Raw genomic sequence first — 17807 nt, 5'->3', positions numbered from 1 at the left:
GGCGACCGCCCTGCTGTTCGACCGCTGTCTGCTGACACACTGGTCCGCATGGAGCGGATCGTGGTTCTGGCCGGGGGCATCGGTGGTGCCCGCTTTCTGCGCGGACTGAAGTCCGCAGCGCCCGAGGCGGACATCACCGTCATCGGCAACACCGGCGACGACATCCATCTGTTCGGTCTGAAGGTCTGTCCCGACCTCGACACGGTGATGTACACGCTCGGCGGCGGCATCAACGAGGAGCAGGGCTGGGGCCGTGCCGGCGAGAGCTTCGCGGTGAAGGACGAACTGGCGGCCTACGGCGTGGGCCCCGGCTGGTTCGGGCTCGGCGACCGCGACTTCGCGACCCACATCGTCCGTACGCAGATGATGAGCGCCGGGTATCCGCTCAGCGCCGTCACCGAGGCGCTGTGCGCCCGTTGGCAGCCCGGCGTGACGCTGCTGCCGATGACGGACGACCGCGTCGAGACCCATGTGCTCATCGACACCGCGGACTTGGACGAGGCGCCGGCACCCGCCACCGCCGGGGGCGAGAGCCGCAAGGCCGTCCACTTCCAGGAGTACTGGGTGCGGCTGCGCGCCTCCGTCGACGCGCACGCGGTGGTTCCCGTGGGCGCCGAGAGCGCCAAGCCCGGCCCCGGGGTGCTCGACGCCGTCACGCAGGCGGACGTCATCCTCTTCCCGCCCTCCAACCCCGTTGTCAGCGTGGGCACGATCCTCGCCGTACCCGGTATCAGGGAGGCCATCGCCGAGGCCGGCGTGCCCGTCGTCGGGCTGTCTCCGATCGTCGGGGACGCACCGGTGCACGGCATGGCCGACAAGGTGCTCGCCGCGGTCGGCGTCGAATCCACAGCCGCCGCGGTCGCGCAGCACTACGGCAGCGGCCTGCTCGACGGCTGGCTCGTCGACACCGTGGACGCCGGATCGACGCAGGCCGTCGAGGACGCCGGAATCCGCTGCCGTGCCGTCCCGTTGATGATGACCGACACGGAGGCGACGGCCGCGATGGCGCGTGAAGCGCTCGCGCTGGCCGCAGAGGTGGGGGCATGACGACAGGCACCGCGGACAGCGGCGGGGCCGGGCCGCACGACGGCCGGCGGGCACCCGCGTACCGGGTGTGGGCCGTGCCCGGCATCCCCGAAGTGCGCCCCGGCGACGACCTGGTGAAGCTCATAGTGGCCGCCGTGACCGGGCCGGAGGGCCAGCCCGGAACGGCCGGCGAGGACGGCACGGCGAACGGGCCCGGCTCCGCGGGCCTGGCGGACGGCGACGTGCTCGTCGTCACGTCGAAGATCGTGAGCAAGGCCGAGGGGCGCATCGTGCGGGCCGACGACCGCGAGGCCGCCATCGATGCCGAGACGGTGCGCGTCGTCGCGCGCCGCGGTCCCGCGCGGATCGTGGAGAGCAGGCACGGCTTCGTAATGGCGGCGGCCGGCGTGGACGCCTCCAACACCCCCAGGGGAACAGTGCTGTTGCTGCCCGAGGACCCGGACGCGTCGGCCCTGCGGATCCGCGACGGGCTGCGGGACGCGCTGGGCGTCGACGTCGGCGTCGTCGTCACCGACACGTTCGGACGGCCGTGGCGCGAGGGCCAGACGGATGTGGCCATCGGCGCTTCGGGCGTCCGCGTCCTGGAGGATCTGCGGGGCGGCCTCGACACCTTCGGCAATCCGCTCGGCGTCACCGTCACCGCGGTCGGGGACGAACTGGCGGCGGCGGGCGAACTCGTCAAGGGCAAGGCGGACGGCCTGCCGGTCGCCGTGGTGCGCGGGCTGCCGCAGCATGTGCTGGAGCGCCGGAACACCGAGCGCGCCGCGGACTCCCCCGGCCCGGAGGCCGCCGCCTCGGCGCGGGCGCTGGTGCGGGACGCCGCGCACGACATGTTCCGGCTGGGCACCTCGGAGGCCGTACGGGAAGCGCTCGCGCTGCGGCGGACCGTCCGCGAGTTCACGTCCGAGCCGGTGGACGGCGACGCGGTGCGCCGAGCGGTCGACGCGGCCGTCACGGCCCCGGCCCCGCACCACACGACGCCGTGGCGCTTCGTACTGCTGGAGTCGCCGGAATCCCGGCTGCGGCTGCTCGACGCGATGCGCGAGCAGTGGATGACCGACCTGCGCGCGGACGGCAAGAGCGAGGAGAGCATCGCCAAGCGGATCCGACGCGGCGATGTGCTGCGGAACGCGCCGTATCTCGTGGTCCCCTGCCTTGTCGCGGACGGTTCGCACGACTACCCGGACGAGCGGCGGTCCGCCGCGGAGCGGGAGATGTTCGTCGTCGCGTGCGGCGCCGGCATCCAGAACTTCCTGGTGGCACTGGCCGGTGAGCAGCTCGGCTCGGCGTGGGTCTCCTCGACGATGTTCTGCCGGGAAGTGGTTCGTGACGTGCTCGGACTCCCCGGCGACTGGGACCCGATGGGCGCCGTGGCCGTCGGACGCCCGGCAGCACCGCCGCGGCAGCGTCCGCCACGGGACGGCGGCGACTTCGTCGAGGTGCGCTGAAGGCGCCGCCGGGCCGAACCCGCCGCCGTGCCCACCCGAACCGGTCCGGGACGCGTCCCTGCCGCAGGCGGCAGTCGGTCTCACGTGCGGGCGGTCTCTACAGGCGGGCGATGTCCCCGACGGGAAAACGCGGTTGGCGCCGTGCCGGCGCCCGTCCCGCCAGGAGGATGAGGCGTGCCGCGCGGTGCCTCTGGCCCTCGTACGGGGCGAGCAGTTCGAGCATCCCGGCGTCGTCGGTGTCGCGGGCACCGGTGAGGGAGTAGCCGATGATGCCCGGCAGATGAAGGTCCCCGACTGTCAGTGCGTCGGGGTCGCCGTTGCTGCGCTGGAGGGTCTCGGCCGCGGTCCAGGGGCCGATGCCGGGGATGAGCTGGAGCCGCCGCATCGCGGCAGCCAGTTCCATCGACGCCGCCTCCTCCAGACGAGGTGCCCGCTGGGCGGCACGTATGACCGTGGCGGAGCGCTTGTTGTCCACTCCGGCGCGGTGCCACTCCCAGGAGGGGATGCGGCACCAGGTGCGCGCGTCCGGCATGACGTAGAGGTTCTCCTGCGGACCCGGAGCGGGCTCTCCGTACCGGCGCACCAGCAGCCGCCACGCGCGGTGCGCCTCATGGGTGGTCACCTTCTGCTCCAGCACCGACGGGATGAGGGCCTCCATGACGAGTCCGGTGCGCGGCAGCCGGAGCCCCGGGTGGCGCCGGTGCGCCTCCCTCGTCAAGCGGTGGTGCGGTACGAAGACCGACGGGTCGTCCTCCGCGCCCAGCAGCGCGGGCAGCCGTTCCAGGCTCCACTCGCCGCCGGGTCCCCAGGCCTCGGCCCGTACGCACGCCGTCGCCGCGTCGGCGGTGATGCGCAGGGTCGCAGGACCCGCCGGTGTGCGGGTCGCCCGCCAGACCGCGTCGCCCTCGGTGCGGTAGCAGGGGTCGTACGGTCCGCGCCGCAGCACGCGCAGATTGCTCCGCAGGTCGTACAGCGGGGGCGCGGTCCAGGTACGGGTGGCAGGCACGCCCGACAGGGTATGCGCGGGACGGGCTGCGCACCGGGGCGGGGCGCAACCCGGCATCAGCCGCAGGGAATGGGCATCAGCCGCAGGGATCCGGCCGGGCCGCGGCGGCCGCAGCGGTCACTGGTCGGACGAGAAGCGCACGGCCCCCGCCGGAATGCGCGCATCGCACCACACGCGGATGCCGTCCCGCAGTTCGTTCCGCTCGCCGATCACGGCACCGTCGCCGACGACGGCGCCGTCGAGCACGGCCGCGGAGCCGATGCAGGCGCGGGCGCCGATGAGGGAGTCCCGCACGAGCGCCCCGGGTCCGATGACGGCGCCGTCGAGCACGGCCGTCCCCTCCACGCGGGCGCCGGCGCCGACAGTGGCCCCCGCTCCGATGACCGTCCCGCCCGTCAGTTTGGCGTCGGGGGCGACCCGTGCCGTCTCCAGTACGAGCCGGTCGCCGCAGCGCCCCGGGACCGCCGGAGAGGGGGCCCTGCCGAGCACGAGATCGGCGGAGCCCCGTACGAACGCCTGGGGGGTGCCCAGGTCGAGCCAGTAGGTGGAGTCGACCATGCCCTGAAGGTGGGCGTCGTCGGCGAGCAGCCCGGGGAAGGTCTCCCGCTCGACGGAGACGGGCCGCCCCTGGGGGATGGTGTCGATGACCGAGCGGTCGAAGACGTACGCGCCTGCGTTGATCTGATCGGTGACGATTTCCTCGGGCGTCTGCGGCTTCTCCAGGAACGCGGTGACGCGGCCGTCGTCGTCCGTGGGCACCAGCCCGTAGGCACGCGGATCGTCGACCCGGGTGAGGTGGAGGGAGACGTCGGCACCGGTACGGGTGTGTGCGGCCACGAGTTCGCCGATGTCGAGGCCGGTGAGGATGTCGCCGTTGAAGATGAGCACCGGGTCGGAGGGCGCCGAGCGCAGCCGCGAGGCGACGTTGCGGATGGCCCCGCCCGTTCCGAGCGGCTCCTCCTCCGTGACGTACTCCAGGTGCAGCCCCAGCTGTGAGCCGTCACCGAAGTACGGCTCGAAGACCTCCGCCAGATAGGACGTCGCCATCACCACGTGATCCACGCCGGCCGCGCGGGCCCTCGCCAACTGGTGAGCGAGGAAGGGGACGCCCGCCGCCGGCACCATCGGCTTCGGCGTGTGCACGGTCAGCGGGCGCAGCCGGGTGCCCTTGCCCCCGACCAGGAGGATCGCTTCTGTCACCGGATTTTCTTCGCTTCCTGACTGACGGAGGAGGCCTGAGCCGGGTGGTCGGCGGTCAGTTTATGCAGCGTCGCGGGGCCGCGGTGCCCGATGCGGCCGCTGCCCGCCCCGCGTCACGGCCGCCTCGCAGGCACCCTGGCGTGCCCTGCCCGCAGCGGAAACCGGGGGCCGCACGGAGCCGGCAGCCCGGCGGTCTCAGCCGGACTCCCGGACTCCCGGACTCCCGGACTCCCGGGCCGCCGGCACTGCCAGTGGGTGTCAGTGCCGGCCGGCCGTGTCAGCGACGGCCCTGGAGCCGTCCCGCCTCGGTCCGGACGGCGGGAAGTTCACGGTAGAGCTGCTCGCCGGGGCATTCGGTGCTGAACCCGTCCCGGTGCCCCGAGACGGCGTTGAACGTCACCTTGTTGCCCTTCTTGTGCTTGGTGCCGCCCTCGGACGTCAGTGTCACCTTGCCGCTCGCGTCGACGCCGTGGACGCCGAGCTTCCACGCCGTCAGTTTCGCCAGCGCGTCCTTCGCGGCCTTCGACGGTTTGGCCTTGGAGTAGGTGCCGAGGACGGCGATCCCCGTGGTGTCGGTGTTGAAGCCCAGCGTGTGAGCGCCCGTCACGGGCTTCGCCGCCCCGCCTGCCCGGCCCTCGTAGATCTTGCCGCACTTGTCGACGAGGAAGTTGTATCCGAGGTCGCGCCAGCCGCTGCTCTTTACGTGGTAGCGGTAGATGCTGCGGATGATCGCCGGCACGTCCGCGCAGTCGTAGTTGTTCGTCTCCGCCGAGTGGTGGACGAAGGCGGCCTTCGTGGTCCTGCCGTAGCCGAACTGCGGCTCGCGCAGGCTCTCGTCCGCGCCCCACCCCTTACGGGTGATGATCTGCGGGCGCGGTCCGATGTGTGTGTCCTCCGCCCTGTCCTTCTTCGAAGGGGTCGCGTCCGCCGCGTCCTCGCCGTAGATGGCTCGTGTGTCGCCCCTGTTGAGCGCCGGCAGAACTCCGCCGGGACGCTTCGCGGGGTCCTCCTCGCGGGCCCGGTCGCCGGCGCGGGCTCCGGAACCGGCGGCCTTCCCCGGGTCGACCAGCTCCAGGCGCGCGCCCTTGGGCAGTGCCGCCTCGCCGGCCCCGCGGGCTTTGGACCTGTCCTTCGCGTCCTTCGCGTCCTTCGCGTCCTTCGCGTCCTTCGCGTCCTTCGCGTCCGGCACGATACGTACGCGCACCGCCGTGGAGTCCCCGACCCACAGGGGAGCGGAGGCACCGAGCACCTTCTTGCCCTTGCGGGCCCGCTCCCCCGGCGAGGGGCTGCCGTCCGCGTGCGCGTTCAACGTCCGCCAAGGGGTCCACCGCTTGGTCGCGGAAGAACGCGTCTGCACCTGGAGCCGTCCCGGCGGCGCGGCAGCGGGGTCGTCCCAGACCATGCCCACCAGCGAGAAGGGCTTCACCTTCCGGGACGTCACGCGTCTCCCGCCCGACGGGTCGTCCTCCCATGCGGAGAGCAGCTTGTCACCGGCGCGGGTGCCGCCGCCGGGAGCCCGGAGCGTGAGCGACCGGGTGCTGCCGGAGATCGAGCCGTCGCCTTCCGCGGCGTCACCGCGGAGGCCGCCCTCCCCACGGGCAGCGAGTGGAGGCGCGCCGTCCTCGACCGAGGTGGAGCGCTTGCCGTTCAGCATGGATTCGGCGGACTCGGTGGGCGCGAGCGGCAACAGCAGAGCTCCTGCACACGCGACACCGATCGAGGTGACTAGTAGTGCTCGCATGACGCGATCGTGCACATAGGCACAGTTATCTGTCCATCCGGGACAAAATGGTGCAGCTGATGCTCCGTCCGATACCTCCGGTCACGCTCCGTCAGCACGCCGGGGTGGACCGGGGCGGCTCGGCCCGCCCCGCCCGCGAAGCGGCGGCACCACCCCGCCCGTGAGGCGGCGGCGGTCCGCCCGCGTACGCTTGCCGGGTGAGCACTCCCGCACGCACCCCCGCCGACCTGCTCCGTTCCGCGCTCGAACAGGACCCCGGGCGTCCGCTTGTGACCTTCTACGACGATGCCACCGGCGAACGCGTCGAACTGTCCGTCGCCACCTTCGCCAACTGGACGTCGAAGACCGCGAATCTGCTCCAGGACGAACTCGCCACCGAGCCGGGCGACCGGCTGACGCTGCTGCTCCCGTCGCACTGGCTCACGGCGGTGTGGCTGCTGGCCTGCTCCTCCGCCGGAGTCGTCGCCGACATGCACGGCGACCCGGCGGCCGCCTCGATCGTCGTGAGCGGCCCCGACTCCCTGGAAGCCGCACGCGCCTGCGGCGGCGAGCGGATCGCGCTGAGCCTGCTTCCGCTCGGGGCGCGCTTCCCGGAGCCGCCGGAGGGGTTCCTGGACTACGCGGCCGAAGTGCCCGGCCAGGGCGACCAGTTCATTCCGTACACGCCCATCGCTCCGGACGACCCCTTCATCGTTCCGCCCGGCGAGGAGACCGCCCTCACGGGAGGAGAAGCCGTCACGCGCGCCCTTGCGGACGCGGAGTCGCTGGACCTGAAGCCCGGCTCGCGGGTGCTCTCCCTGCGTCCGTACGACAGCTGGGAGGGGATCAGCACCGGGCTGCTGGCTCCGCTGGCCGTCGGCGGTTCGGTCGTACTGGTTCGCGACTCCGGTCGCCTCGACGCCGCTGCCCTGCGCAAACGCGGTGAGGACGAGCGCATCACCCACACCATCGACTGAGCGGGGTCTCCGACCCGCCTCCTCCTCCTGGCTCGGCCCGGTGCGGTCAGCGATGATCGTCACTATTCAGTAGCGATCAGTAGCGATCAGCCATGCGTACAACCTTGTACGGGTTTCGGGCGTCTGCCTTTCTGACCGGCGCCCCCCACGCCTGTACGCGTCCCGCACGCGCCGCCGAGACCACGAGGGATGACGCAGACGTGACCGACTCCGGGCCCGACGACAGAGCAACCGAGAACGGCACACCACGCACGGCGACCGCACAACTCCCGGCCGCCGCCGAGCCCGTCGAGCCCGTCGAGCCCTCCAAAGGCAAGCGCCGGCTCTGGCTGCGCACCGCTGCCGTGGGCGCCTCGGTGCTCGTGCTCACCGCGGCGGGCCTCGGCTGGACCCTCTACAACAAGCTCGACGGAAACATCCGCACGGATCTCGGCACCGAGCGGGAGCTCAAGCAGTACGAGGCACAGCGGCCCGACCCCTCCCCCGGCAAGGCCGAGAACATCCTCCTCCTCGGCTCCGACAGCCGGCGCGGGGGCAACAGCAGATACGGACGCGACCAGGGCGGGCAGCGGTCCGACACCGCGATCCTTCTGCACATCGCGGCGGACAGGCGCAGTGCGACCGGAGTCTCGCTCCCCCGCGATCTGATGGTGCGCATCCCCGCGTGCACCGGCAAGGACGGCAGCCGCACCAAGGCTCGTTTCGCGCAGTTCAACACAGCCTTCGAGACCGGCGGCGCCGCCTGCACGATCCGTACCGTCGAATCGCTCACGGGTCTTCGCGTGGCGCACCATCTCGTGCTCGACTTCACGGGATTCAAGTCCCTCGTCGACCGGGTGGGCGGCGTCGAGGTCTGTCTCCCCGGCGCGGTGCGGGACCGCGAGGCCAAGCTCGAACTCCCCGCGGGACGCCAGACGCTGGGCGGCGAGGACGCGCTCGGCTACGTACGCGCGCGGCACGGCCTCGGAAACGGCAGCGACACCGATCGCATGAGCCGCCAGCAGCAGTTCCTCGGATCACTCGTGAAGAAAGTCCGCAGCAATGGTGTGCTGCTGAATCCGGCGAAGCTCTATCCCGTACTCCAGTCGGCGACATCGGCACTCACCGCCGACCAGGGGCTCGATTCCCTCAGTGAGCTGTACGAACTGGCGCACGGCGTGCGGAACATCCCGGAGGACCAGGTGCGGTTCCTGACCGTTCCGCGGCAGGCGTACAAGCTCGACCCGAACCGCGACGAACTGGTCCAGCCGGACGCCCGCCGCCTCTTCGCCCAGCTGCGCAAGGACCGCGCGGTGCGGGTCGGAGGGGGCTCCGGTGAGGGCGGCGGAAAGGCACGGGAGGACGCCAAGGCCCCCGGGAGCCCTGCTCCGGAGGACAGGAACCACGGCGAGGGGGACACCGTCAGATCCCCGGTGCGCGAGGGGCGGGAGAGTCCCGCTCCGGACGGCGACGGGCCGGAGAAGCCGGCGCCCGTCTACCGCGGAACGACAGCGGCCCGCGACGTCTGCCGTACATGACATCTCCACGGCCCACCGCGCTGGGAATGGGGCGAATTGACCACTTCTAAGCTCGTTGAATTTGTCACCGCCGTCGCTCGGCGCCGAAACTGCCGGATAGTGTGGCCGCTCCGGTCCGCCCCCACCGGGCGGCACCAGGCGGCAAATGGAGGACTTACGCAATCGTGAACGCGCAAGGCCGTGGCCCCGCGGGTGAAGTGGATCCCGCGGATCAGTGGGTGTTCGACCCGAGCACCGGCAGCTACAAGCTGCGCCTGAATTCAGTCGGCGGCGACTCCCGGAGTTCGTCGGTCGGCAGCCGTGCCGACGCGTCGCGCCCGAGGAGAGCCTCCGCCGCCGAGGAGGCCGAGCCCCGGCTCCCCTCGCAGCGCCGCCGCGGAGACCGCGGCCAGCCGCCACCGTCCCTCGGGCACGGCCGCCGCAAGCGCAAGCCGGGTCTCTCCAGGAAACAGAAGGTCCTGCGCTGGAGCGCCGGGACCCTTGGATTCATACTGGTCGCCGGTGGCACCGCGGGCTATTTCCTGTACGACCACTTCAACGGCAACATCAGCAAGGTCGACGTCGGCAAGAGCAACGCCGCGGTCACCGACGGGCCGGTGAACATACTCGTCCTCGGCACCGACTCCCGTAAGGGCAAGGGGAACGGCGGTTACGGCGACAACGCGAGCGTCGGCCACGCGGACACGACGTTCCTCTTCCACGTCTCGAAGGACCGCACCAACGCCACCGCGCTGTCCATCCCGCGCGACATGATCACGGACATTCCCGACTGCCCCACCAAGCAGCCGGACGGCTCGACGAACACCATTCCGGGCCAGCAGCAGGTCCGGTTCAACACCAGCCTCGGCCAGTCCGGACGGGATCCGGGCTGCACGTGGCGCACGGTCGAGAAGATGACCGGCCTGAAGATCAACCACTTCATGATGGCCGACTTCAACGCCGTCAAGGAGCTCTCCACCGCGGTGGGCGGTGTCGAGGTGTGCACCGCGAAGCCCATCAACGACCCGAAGTCCCATCTGAACCTCACGGCCGGCAGGCACACGGTCAAGGGCGAGCAGGCCCTGGCCTTCGTACGCACCCGGAAGTCGGTCGGTTTCGGAAGCGACCTGGACCGGATCAAGCTGCAGCAGCAGTTCCTCAGCTCGATGATCCGCAAGATGAAGTCCGGGGACACCCTGACCAACCCGTCGAAGCTGTTCAGCCTCGCCAACGCCATGACGAAGGCGCTGACCGTCGACACCGGCATCGGCACAGTCGGGAAGCTGACCGACCTGGCCAAGGACCTTCAGCGGGTGAACGTCAAGAACATCACCTTCGCCACCGTCCCCGTCGTGGACAACCCCGACGACCCGGCAACCGTCGTACTCGACGAAGCGAAGGCACGTCCTCTCTTCAAGATGGTGAAGGCGGACAAGTCGCTCACCAAGACGAAGAAGGGCTCCGGAGGGAAGGATCCGTCCAAGGCGAAGAAGGTACCGGCCTCCGAGGTGCGCGTGGAGGTGCGCAACGGCGGAGGTCCGGTGGGCGCGGCCCAGGAGACCGTGGACTGGCTGCAGAACCAGAAGGGCGTGGGTCTCTCGACCAACGCCGGCAACGCCTCGTCCCAACTGTCCAAGACCCGGCTGGAGTTCTCCTCGAGCCAGGCCGGACAGGCAGCCACCCTCGCCGAGATGATGGGTCTGCCGAAGTCGGCTCTGAAGCAGAGCTCCAGCGTCGGCGAATCCATGCAGCTCACGCTGGCCAAGGACTTCACCGCGGCGGGGGAGCCGGTCTCGGCGCCTGACAAGGCGCCGGACGGCGTCCAGAACGTCAAGGCGAACGACAAGAAGGTCTGCGCGAAGTGACGTGCCTCCCCTGCAGGTGCCCGGCCAAGTGCCCGCGGGGGCGAACCCACCGCGCGGGTACGGAAACCGGGAGGTCCCGTGCGGCAGCAGCACGGCGCGAGAGGTGACCGGGGGATGCAGGGCGGTCCGCCTGTGCGTGACCGCCAGTGGGATTCGCAGTACGAGGCAGGCCGCGTGCCGCGACAGCGACAGCGGTACACACAGACAGGCGGCGGCGGTATGACTCCGGACGACTACGGCAACGGGGACGAGGGCGGACAGAGCCCTCGTCCCCGCAAGAAGAGACGTGTCCTGAAGTGGTTCACCGTCTGCCTGTCGCTGCTCATACTCGCCACCGCGGGTGCAGGCTACTTCTACCTGGAGCATCTGAACGGCAACCTCGGCAAGGACGTTCTCAACCTCGGCGACAGCAAGCTGGACAAGAGCGACCCGAACGCCGCCGGCCAGACCCCCATGAACATCCTGCTCCTGGGGTCCGACTCCAGGAGTTCCAAGAAGAACGTCGAACTCGGCGGCGCACGCGGTGACCGTGAGCGTCCGCCGCTGGCCGACGTCCAGATGCTGCTGCACGTCTCCGCCGACCGCAGCAACATCTCGGTCGTCTCCATCCCCCGTGACACCAAGGCGACGATCCCGAAGTGCACGGACCCCGAGAGCCAGAAGGTCTATCCGAAGACGACCGACAAGATCAACACCAGCCTCCAGCACGGTGGTCCGGGCTGCACCGTCGCCACCTGGGAGGAGCTGACCGGCATCCCGATCGACCACTTCATGATGATCGACTTCGCCGGTGTGGTGTCCATGGCGGACGCCGTGGGCGGCGTCCCCGTCTGCGTGGACAACAACGTCTACGACCCGCAGTCCAAGCTCCGGCTGAAGAAGGGCAAGTCGGTCGTGAAGGGCGAGCAGGCGCTGCACTGGCTGCGTACCCGCCACGGCTTCGGTGACGGCAGCGACATAGGCAGGGCCCGCGCCCAGCACATGTACATGAACTCGATGGTCCGCCAGCTCAAGGCGGGCACGAAGCTGTCCGACCCCGGCAAGATGCGCGACCTGGCCGAGGCGGCCACCGAGGCACTCACGGTCGACGAGGGCCTCGGCAGCGTGAAGAAGCTCTACGACCTGGGCAACGACCTCAAGCGTGTGCCCACCAAGCGCATCACGATGGCGACGATGCCCTGGCAGTACGCACCTGGCGGCTACGTCGTGCCGAAGAAGGACGACGCCGACAACACCTTCGCGCTCATCCGCAACGACATCGCTCTGGACGGCAAGGACAAGAAGAAGGCCGACGCCAAGAAGCCGCAGCCGAGCGAGGCCACGGAGCCCGAGTCGGAGATCCCCGTACGGGTGATGAACGGCACCGGAAGCGCCCTCCAGCCGCCGGTCAGCGGGCGGGCGGGAGTCATCTCCGAAGAGCTCGGGCGTAAGGGCTTCGCCCAGGCCACGGCCGATCAGACGCCCAAGTCCCAGGCCGACACCACGATCAGCTACCCGCGCGAGGGCGAGCGGGGCAACGCTCTCGCCGTCGCGAAGGCCATCGGACTGCCGGAGAGCTCGGTCAAGCACTCCAGCGGGGTGGAGGGCGTGACGCTGGTGATCGGCAGCGACTGGCGCGAGGGCACCGCCTACCCGAAGGACGCCGGCGCCCCCGGGAAGAAGCAGGAGAACAAGGCGCCCGACAGCGCCGACGCCCTGCGCGGTGACGACGACAAGGCATGCATGGAGGTCAACCCGGCGAACGTGTGGTGACCCGGCGGCCGGTGCGTGGCCCTGCGCCCGCGCCGTGAGCACCCGCCGCCGCACGAGCCGCACGACGGGAACATGTGAGAGGGGCAGCCGCCGAAGCGGCTGCCCCTCTCACATGCCATGTTGTCTTACATGCCGTCCTGTCTCACACGCCGTCCTGCCGTCAGTGCGCCGTGGCGTCAGTCGTCCTGCCGTCAGGTTGTGGCGTCAGTAGTCGCCGGCACGGGCTCCCTGCGGGAGGCGATCACCTTGCGCGCGAGCTTCCGCGGGCTCGTCAGAAAGCCCCAGCCCCAGGACATGTGCATGGTGGTCAGCGCGACGGGGATCCACGCACGGCTCTTCAGCGGCAGCCCCTTGCCCGCGGGCAGCGACCCGAGGACGACCGCCGCCAGGTAGCCGCCCGGGACGACGAAGCCCAGCGGCAGCCCCGCCAGGCCGGCCCCGGTGCCCACGGCGATCGCGCACACGGCCGCGGGCGGCGCGAGATAGCGCAGATTGATCGAGCCGGGGTGGTAGCGGGCGACGACATGGCGCCAACGCCCGTAGTTCCGGTACTGCTTGGCCAGGGCGCGGACACTCGGCCGCGGACGGTACTCGACCTTCAGCTCCGGGGAGAACCAGACGAGACCGCCCGACCCGCGGATCCGGAAGTTCAGCTCCCAGTCCTGGGCCCGTATGAACTCCTCGTTGTAGCCGCCCTGTTGCTCCAGGACCTCACGCCGGAACACCCCGAGGTAGACGGTCTCGGCCTCGCCGGCCTGCCCGCCCGTGTGGAAGGCGGCGTTGCCCACGCCGATCTTCGAGGTCATCGCGGCGGCGACGGCGCGTTCCCAGTCGGTCTCCCCCTCGGCGTGCATGATCCCGCCGACGTTGGCTGCGCCGGTCTCCGACATCAGCCGCACGGCCGTGGCGATGTATCCGGGCGAGAGCATCCCGTGTCCGTCCACGCGCACCACCACCGGATGCCGGGACGCCTTGATGGCGGCGTTCAGCGCCGCGGGCGTGCGGCCGCTCGGGTTGGGAACGGTGTGGACGCGGGAGTCCTCGGCGACGAGCTCCGCCGCGATCTCGTCCGTGCGGTCCTCGGAGGGCCCGAGCGCGATGACGACCTCCAGCTCGCCGTCGTACTCCTGCTGGAGGATGTGCTTGACGGAGCTGCGCAGGTGCCGTTCCTCGTTGAGGACCGGCATGATCACCGAGACCGCGGGCAGCTCCGCTCCCGTGGAAGTCCAATCAGTCACGCGTTCACGTTACCGCGCTCCTGGCGCACCCCCGCACGCCAGCCGGGTGCCCCGCGGCTCGTGCGACGGCGTGTGCTGAAGTGCCGCCGGTCGTATCGCCCTACAGTATGTCGATGCGCGCGGAAGCACACAAAAACGGCCGTAAGTCCCGCTGGGGGGTACGCCTGACAACTGCTCTCTCCGTGCTCGTGCTGGGGGCGAGCGGCGTGGGTCATCTCATGGCGAGCGAGCTGAACGCGGACGTGAACCGGGTCGATCCCTTCCAGGGCCTCACCGACCGGCCACGCGACACCGGTGGCGTCAACTTCCTCGTCGTGGGCACCGACCGGCGCGACAAGCTCTCCGACGAACAGCGGCAGAAGTACCGGCTGGGCGGCTCCGCGTGCGACTGCACCGACACCCTGATGCTCGTCCACATCTCGGCCGACCACGACAGGGCCAGCGTCGTCAGCCTCCCCCGCGACTCGTACACGAAGCTGCCCGCGCACACCGACGCGGGCACCGGCAAGCGGCACGCGGCAACGCCCGCAAAGCTCAACTCGGCCTATGCGCACGGCGGCGCGCACCTGACCGTCAACACCGTCGAGGCCATGACCGACATCCACATCGACCACTACATGGAGGTCGACTTCACCAGCTTCATGCGCACGGTCGACGTGCTGGGCGGCGTGCCCGTGTGCACGGAGAAGCCGCTGCACGACAGCTACTCCGGCCTCGACCTGCCCGCCGGCACCACCGAACTCGACGGCGGCCGCGCCCTGCAGTACGTACGGGCGCGGCACCTGGGCGACGGCTCGGACCTGGGCAGGATGGAACGCCAGCAGCACTTCCTCGCCGCCGTCATCGAGAAGGCCACGGACAGCGGCGTCCTGATGAACCCCGTGAAGCTGAGAAAGGTCGCGTCCACGGTCCTCGACTCCGTCCGCGCGGACAGCGGGCTCGGCACCGAGCAGATGCTCGAACTCGGGCGGGCACTGCGGCGGTTCGATTCCAGCTCCTCGGAGTTCGTCTCCGTCCCTGTGGAGAACGCCGACTACAAGGTCCCGAAGCTGGGCTCCACCGTGAAGTGGGACGAGCCGAAGGCCCGCAAGCTCTTCGCCGCACTGCGGGACGACAAGCCGCTGACGCCTCAGAAGCCCAAGGACACCGAACGCGCGGGCGGCTCCCGTGGTGGCAAGGCGGGCTCCGGGGACGCGGCACCGGGAACGGCCGTCAGCATCCCCCCGGCCGGCATCCAGGTGCACGTCGAGAACGGCACTCGGCACGAGGGCCTGGCGCGCAGCGTCGACAAGGAGCTGCGCGCGACCGGCTTCGACACGACGGGCGATCCGGCCTCCGCGGAACGCCGGAACGTCTCGCGTACGAGCATCACGTACGACCCGCGCTGGGACCGTTCGGCCCGAACGCTCGCAAAGGCCCTGCCGGGCGCCGAACTGGTGGAGGAGGCCGGCCGCGGGCCCGTCATGCGGGTCACCGTGGGCAAGAAGCACCACAGCGTGCGGAAGGTGCACCTCAGCCCGCACTCGTCACAGGGGCCGGCGCCCAGCACGGGCGCGCGGAACGACGGCGCCCTCACCGGAGGGGAGCGCGCCTCCTGCGCCTGACGGCGCACGCCTCGGACTCGCCCGCCCCGTACCGGCCCGGACCGACCCCCGGACCGGGTGCGGAGGCCGTGGCCCGCGTCAGGCCCGGGGCTGCTCGCGCTCGCACTGCTTCCGTGCGCGCAGGTCCCTGATGGCCCGGCGGCTGGCGAGCCGGTGTGTGCGGCGGATCTGCGCCTCCTGATGGCGCCGCTTGTCCTGCTCCGTCTCCGGCAGCACCGGAGGGACGGGGCGGGGCCTGCCGTTCTCGTCGACGGCGGCGAAGACCAGGTACGCCGAGCCGACGTGGGTGGCCGGGACGGCCTCGTTCCAGCGTTCGGCGAGGACCCGGACGCCGATCTCCATGGAGGAGCGTCCCGTCCAGTTCACCTGCGCCTTGACGTGGACGAGGTCGCCTACGCGCACCGGCTCGAGGAAGACCATCTCGTCCATGGAGGCCGTGACGGCGGGGCCGCCGGAGTGCCGTCCCGCGACGGCTCCCGCCGCGTCGTCCACCAGTTTCATGATCACGCCGCCGTGCACCGTGCCGAGGAGGTTCGTCTCGTTGCCCGACATGATGTGCGAAAGCGTCGTACGGGAGGCGTGGGTGGGCTTGCCCTGCGGGCCGCTCTCCGCAGCGGGAGCCTGGTCGTTCATGCACCCCACACTAAAGCGTGCACCCGCTGTGACCAGCCGGTGGCCCTATAGCGGACGAACAGTGGCTTTGCATCAGAACGGCTACAGCATCTGTCCGATCTCGCCTCCGGGCTGTGTTCCTCCGGCCGGGTCAAGGCAGACTGCCCTCCATGAATGACTGGCCCGGTGGATGGAACGACTCACACGACAGGTACGGCGCCCCGCGAGCCCACAGAGGCGTGCCGCAGCAGTCGAGAGGCGGCTACGACGCGGGCTACGGCGGGCATCCGGGCTATGACGGCCCGGGAGCCGGTTACGACTCGGGGTACAGCACCGGGCAGGTCTACGGCGGCGGCAACCGCGGTGGCTACGACGGGTACGACGCCTACCCGTACGACGACGCGCCGCCGCGGCGGCGCGGACCGCGCTTCAAGAGCGTGGTGATATCCCTGGTCGTCATCCTGCTGACGTGGGCGGTCGGCACCTACTTCTGGGCGGACTCCAAGCTCCGCCGCGAGGTCGATCTGAGCATCGTCCAGGACCGGCCGGTGGCCGGCGAGGGCACGAACTACCTGATCGTGGGGTCCGACAGCCGCGAGGGCCTGTCCGCGCAGCAGAGGAAGGAACTGCGCACGGGTTCGGCAGCGGGCAAGCGGACCGACTCGATGATGATCCTGCACGTCGGCTCCGGCGGTCCGACGCTGATCTCGCTGCCGCGTGACTCCTATGTCGAGATCCCGCCTTTCAAGGGCTCGGAGTCCGGCAAGCAGTTCAACAACACCCAGCGGACCAAGCTCAACGCCGCGTACTCGCAGGACGGCGCTCCGCTCCTCGTGCGTACGGTCGAGCACAACACCGGCCTGAAGATCGACCACTACGCCGAGATCGGCTTCGGCGGCTTCGCGCAGATCGTGGACGCGGTCGGCGGCGTCGAGATGAACATCCCGCAGGACATCAAGGACAAGGACTCGGGCGCGGACTTCCGGAAGGGCAAGCAGACCCTCGACGGCAAGCAGGCCCTCTCCTTCGTGCGCAACCGTCACGCGGGCACCGGGGACAGCGACCTGGGCCGCACGAAGAACCAGCAGAAGTTCCTCGCCGCCCTGGCGAACCAGACCGCGACCCCGTCGACGGTCCTCAACCCCTTCAGGCTCTACCCGACCCTGGGGGCGGGTCTGGACACCCTCGTCGTGGACGAGGAGATGAGCCTGTGGAACCTGGGCTCGATGTTCTTCGCGATGAAGGACGTCAACGGCGGTGAGGGCAAGCGGATGAACATGCCCATCGCCGGGTCCGCGCCGGGCGGTTCGCTGCAGTGGGACAAGCCGAAGGTCCAGCAGCTCGTCCAGCAGCTGAAGAACGACGAGAAGGTCACCGTCACCTCCGACCGGTGACCCCCCGCCGCCGGGACCCGGGCCTCCTTCGCGGGCCCGGGTCTCAGTCGCAGGCGCACAGACAGAACGGGTGCCCGGCAGGGTCCAGATAGACGCGGAAGCCACGCTTGCCTCCGTCGTCGCCCTGGATCAGCCGGGCACCCAGTTCGATCACCTCTTTCTCCGCCTGGTCCAGGCGTTCCCTCGGCACGTCCAGATCCAGGTGCAGCTGCTGGGCGTGTTCGAGGCTGGGCCACTGGGGCGGGATGAATCCGGGCGACTCCTGGAAGGAGAGCCGGTACCCGTTGGGGCCGGTCACGTCCACCCACGACGTCGTGCCCTCCGGGTCGACCTTCCAGTCAAGCACCTGCGCGTAGAACTCGGCGAGACGCCGGGGGTCGGGACAGTCCAGCACGATGCTCTGCATGGTGGCGATGGCCATTGTTACCCCTTGATGTGGTTTACCGGT

Annotated in this window: 14 protein-coding genes; 8 read left to right on the top strand and 6 right to left on the bottom strand. The window is 70.5% G+C overall.

The features are described from left to right. Positions 1–48 precede the first annotated feature (48 nt). Positions 49–1047, top strand: a complete 999-nt coding sequence (cofD, locus tag H180DRAFT_RS03425) for a 2-phospho-L-lactate transferase (RefSeq protein ID WP_055484390.1) — start codon at positions 49–51, stop codon at positions 1045–1047. Then, positions 1044–2495 carry a coenzyme F420-0:L-glutamate ligase gene (locus H180DRAFT_RS03420; protein ID WP_055484389.1) on the top strand — a complete coding sequence of 484 codons (1452 nt, stop codon included), beginning with the start codon at positions 1044–1046 and terminating at the stop codon, positions 2493–2495. The genes cofD and H180DRAFT_RS03420 overlap by 4 nt, the downstream gene beginning before the upstream one ends. Positions 2496–2592: 97 nt before the next feature. Here H180DRAFT_RS03420 and H180DRAFT_RS03415 read toward each other — a convergent pair whose 3' ends face one another. The 3 genes from H180DRAFT_RS03415 to H180DRAFT_RS03405 all read right to left on the bottom strand — a co-directional run bounded on the left by H180DRAFT_RS03415 (position 2593) and on the right by H180DRAFT_RS03405 (position 6442). Then, positions 2593–3501 (bottom strand): DNA-3-methyladenine glycosylase family protein, encoded by a 909-nt coding sequence (locus H180DRAFT_RS03415; protein WP_055484388.1) that lies wholly within the window; start codon positions 3499–3501, stop codon positions 2593–2595. A gap of 117 nt (positions 3502–3618) precedes the next feature. Beyond that, a complete protein-coding gene (locus H180DRAFT_RS03410; RefSeq protein ID WP_055484387.1) occupies positions 3619–4701 on the bottom strand; it encodes a mannose-1-phosphate guanylyltransferase in 1083 nt (360 codons plus the stop codon). Between the two features lie 277 nt (positions 4702–4978). Next, complete coding sequence (locus tag H180DRAFT_RS03405) at positions 4979–6442, bottom strand: peptidoglycan recognition protein family protein (protein ID WP_074466582.1); 1464 nt, start codon at positions 6440–6442, stop codon at positions 4979–4981. A gap of 197 nt (positions 6443–6639) precedes the next feature. On the opposite strand from H180DRAFT_RS03405, the gene H180DRAFT_RS03400 reads away from it, so the two are divergent. The 4 genes from H180DRAFT_RS03400 to H180DRAFT_RS03385 all read left to right on the top strand — a co-directional run bounded on the left by H180DRAFT_RS03400 (position 6640) and on the right by H180DRAFT_RS03385 (position 12511). Further along, complete coding sequence (locus H180DRAFT_RS03400) at positions 6640–7398, top strand: TIGR03089 family protein (protein ID WP_055484385.1); 759 nt, start codon at positions 6640–6642, stop codon at positions 7396–7398. A gap of 200 nt (positions 7399–7598) precedes the next feature. Next, entirely contained in the window at positions 7599–8915 is a 1317-nt protein-coding gene (locus H180DRAFT_RS03395; protein ID WP_254665840.1) for an LCP family protein, read from the top strand. Positions 8916–9079: 164 nt separating this feature from the next. After that, positions 9080–10759, top strand: a complete 1680-nt coding sequence (locus tag H180DRAFT_RS03390; RefSeq protein ID WP_055484384.1) for an LCP family protein — start codon at positions 9080–9082, stop codon at positions 10757–10759. Positions 10760–10978: 219 nt separating this feature from the next. Then, entirely contained in the window at positions 10979–12511 is a 1533-nt protein-coding gene (locus H180DRAFT_RS03385) for an LCP family protein (RefSeq protein ID WP_254665839.1), read from the top strand. A 191-nt stretch (positions 12512–12702) separates the two neighbouring features. Here the strand turns inward: H180DRAFT_RS03385 and H180DRAFT_RS03380 are convergent, their stop codons facing one another. Further along, the gene (locus tag H180DRAFT_RS03380) at positions 12703–13749 is read right to left on the bottom strand and encodes a glycosyltransferase family 2 protein (RefSeq protein ID WP_074466580.1); all 1047 of its coding nucleotides are present in this window, start codon (positions 13747–13749) and stop codon (positions 12703–12705) included. A 113-nt stretch (positions 13750–13862) separates the two neighbouring features. Between H180DRAFT_RS03380 and H180DRAFT_RS03375 the strand changes: the two genes are divergently transcribed. Beyond that, the gene (locus tag H180DRAFT_RS03375) at positions 13863–15353 is read left to right on the top strand and encodes an LCP family protein (protein WP_254665838.1); all 1491 of its coding nucleotides are present in this window, start codon (positions 13863–13865) and stop codon (positions 15351–15353) included. Between the two features lie 78 nt (positions 15354–15431). Here H180DRAFT_RS03375 and H180DRAFT_RS03370 read toward each other — a convergent pair whose 3' ends face one another. Further along, positions 15432–15986 carry an acyl-CoA thioesterase gene (locus H180DRAFT_RS03370; protein WP_055484382.1) on the bottom strand — a complete coding sequence of 185 codons (555 nt, stop codon included), beginning with the start codon at positions 15984–15986 and terminating at the stop codon, positions 15432–15434. Positions 15987–16135: 149 nt separating this feature from the next. Here H180DRAFT_RS03370 and H180DRAFT_RS03365 point away from each other — a divergent pair, with 149 nt between their 5' ends. After that, positions 16136–17359 (top strand): LCP family protein, encoded by a 1224-nt coding sequence (locus tag H180DRAFT_RS03365; protein ID WP_079099789.1) that lies wholly within the window; start codon positions 16136–16138, stop codon positions 17357–17359. 43 nt (positions 17360–17402) lie between these two features. On the opposite strand, the gene H180DRAFT_RS03360 is transcribed toward H180DRAFT_RS03365, so the two are convergent. Continuing rightward, a complete protein-coding gene (locus H180DRAFT_RS03360; RefSeq protein WP_055484380.1) occupies positions 17403–17780 on the bottom strand; it encodes a VOC family protein in 378 nt (125 codons plus the stop codon). Positions 17781–17807 lie beyond the last annotated feature (27 nt).

The sequence above is a fragment of the Streptomyces sp. WMMB 322 genome, assembly GCF_900090145.1.
Lineage (GTDB): Bacteria > Actinomycetota > Actinomycetes > Streptomycetales > Streptomycetaceae > Streptomyces.
This window is presented reverse-complemented; position numbering and strand designations above follow the sequence as displayed.

What these genes read in the sequence shown, in the direction of transcription:
- cofD (WP_055484390.1), top strand. Translation starts at nt 49, where the DNA reads ATGGAGCGGATCGTGGTTCTGGCCGGGGGCATCGGTGGTGCCCGCTTT.
- H180DRAFT_RS03420 (WP_055484389.1), top strand. Translation starts at nt 1,044, where the DNA reads ATGACGACAGGCACCGCGGACAGCGGCGGGGCCGGGCCGCACGACGGC.
- H180DRAFT_RS03405 (WP_074466582.1), bottom strand. Translation starts at nt 6,442, where the DNA reads ATGCGAGCACTACTAGTCACCTCGATCGGTGTCGCGTGTGCAGGAGCT.
- H180DRAFT_RS03385 (WP_254665839.1), top strand. Translation starts at nt 10,979, where the DNA reads ATGACTCCGGACGACTACGGCAACGGGGACGAGGGCGGACAGAGCCCT.
- H180DRAFT_RS03375 (WP_254665838.1), top strand. Translation starts at nt 13,863, where the DNA reads ATGCGCGCGGAAGCACACAAAAACGGCCGTAAGTCCCGCTGGGGGGTA.
- H180DRAFT_RS03370 (WP_055484382.1), bottom strand. Translation starts at nt 15,986, where the DNA reads ATGAACGACCAGGCTCCCGCTGCGGAGAGCGGCCCGCAGGGCAAGCCC.
- H180DRAFT_RS03365 (WP_079099789.1), top strand. Translation starts at nt 16,136, where the DNA reads ATGAATGACTGGCCCGGTGGATGGAACGACTCACACGACAGGTACGGC.
- H180DRAFT_RS03360 (WP_055484380.1), bottom strand. Translation starts at nt 17,780, where the DNA reads ATGGCCATCGCCACCATGCAGAGCATCGTGCTGGACTGTCCCGACCCC.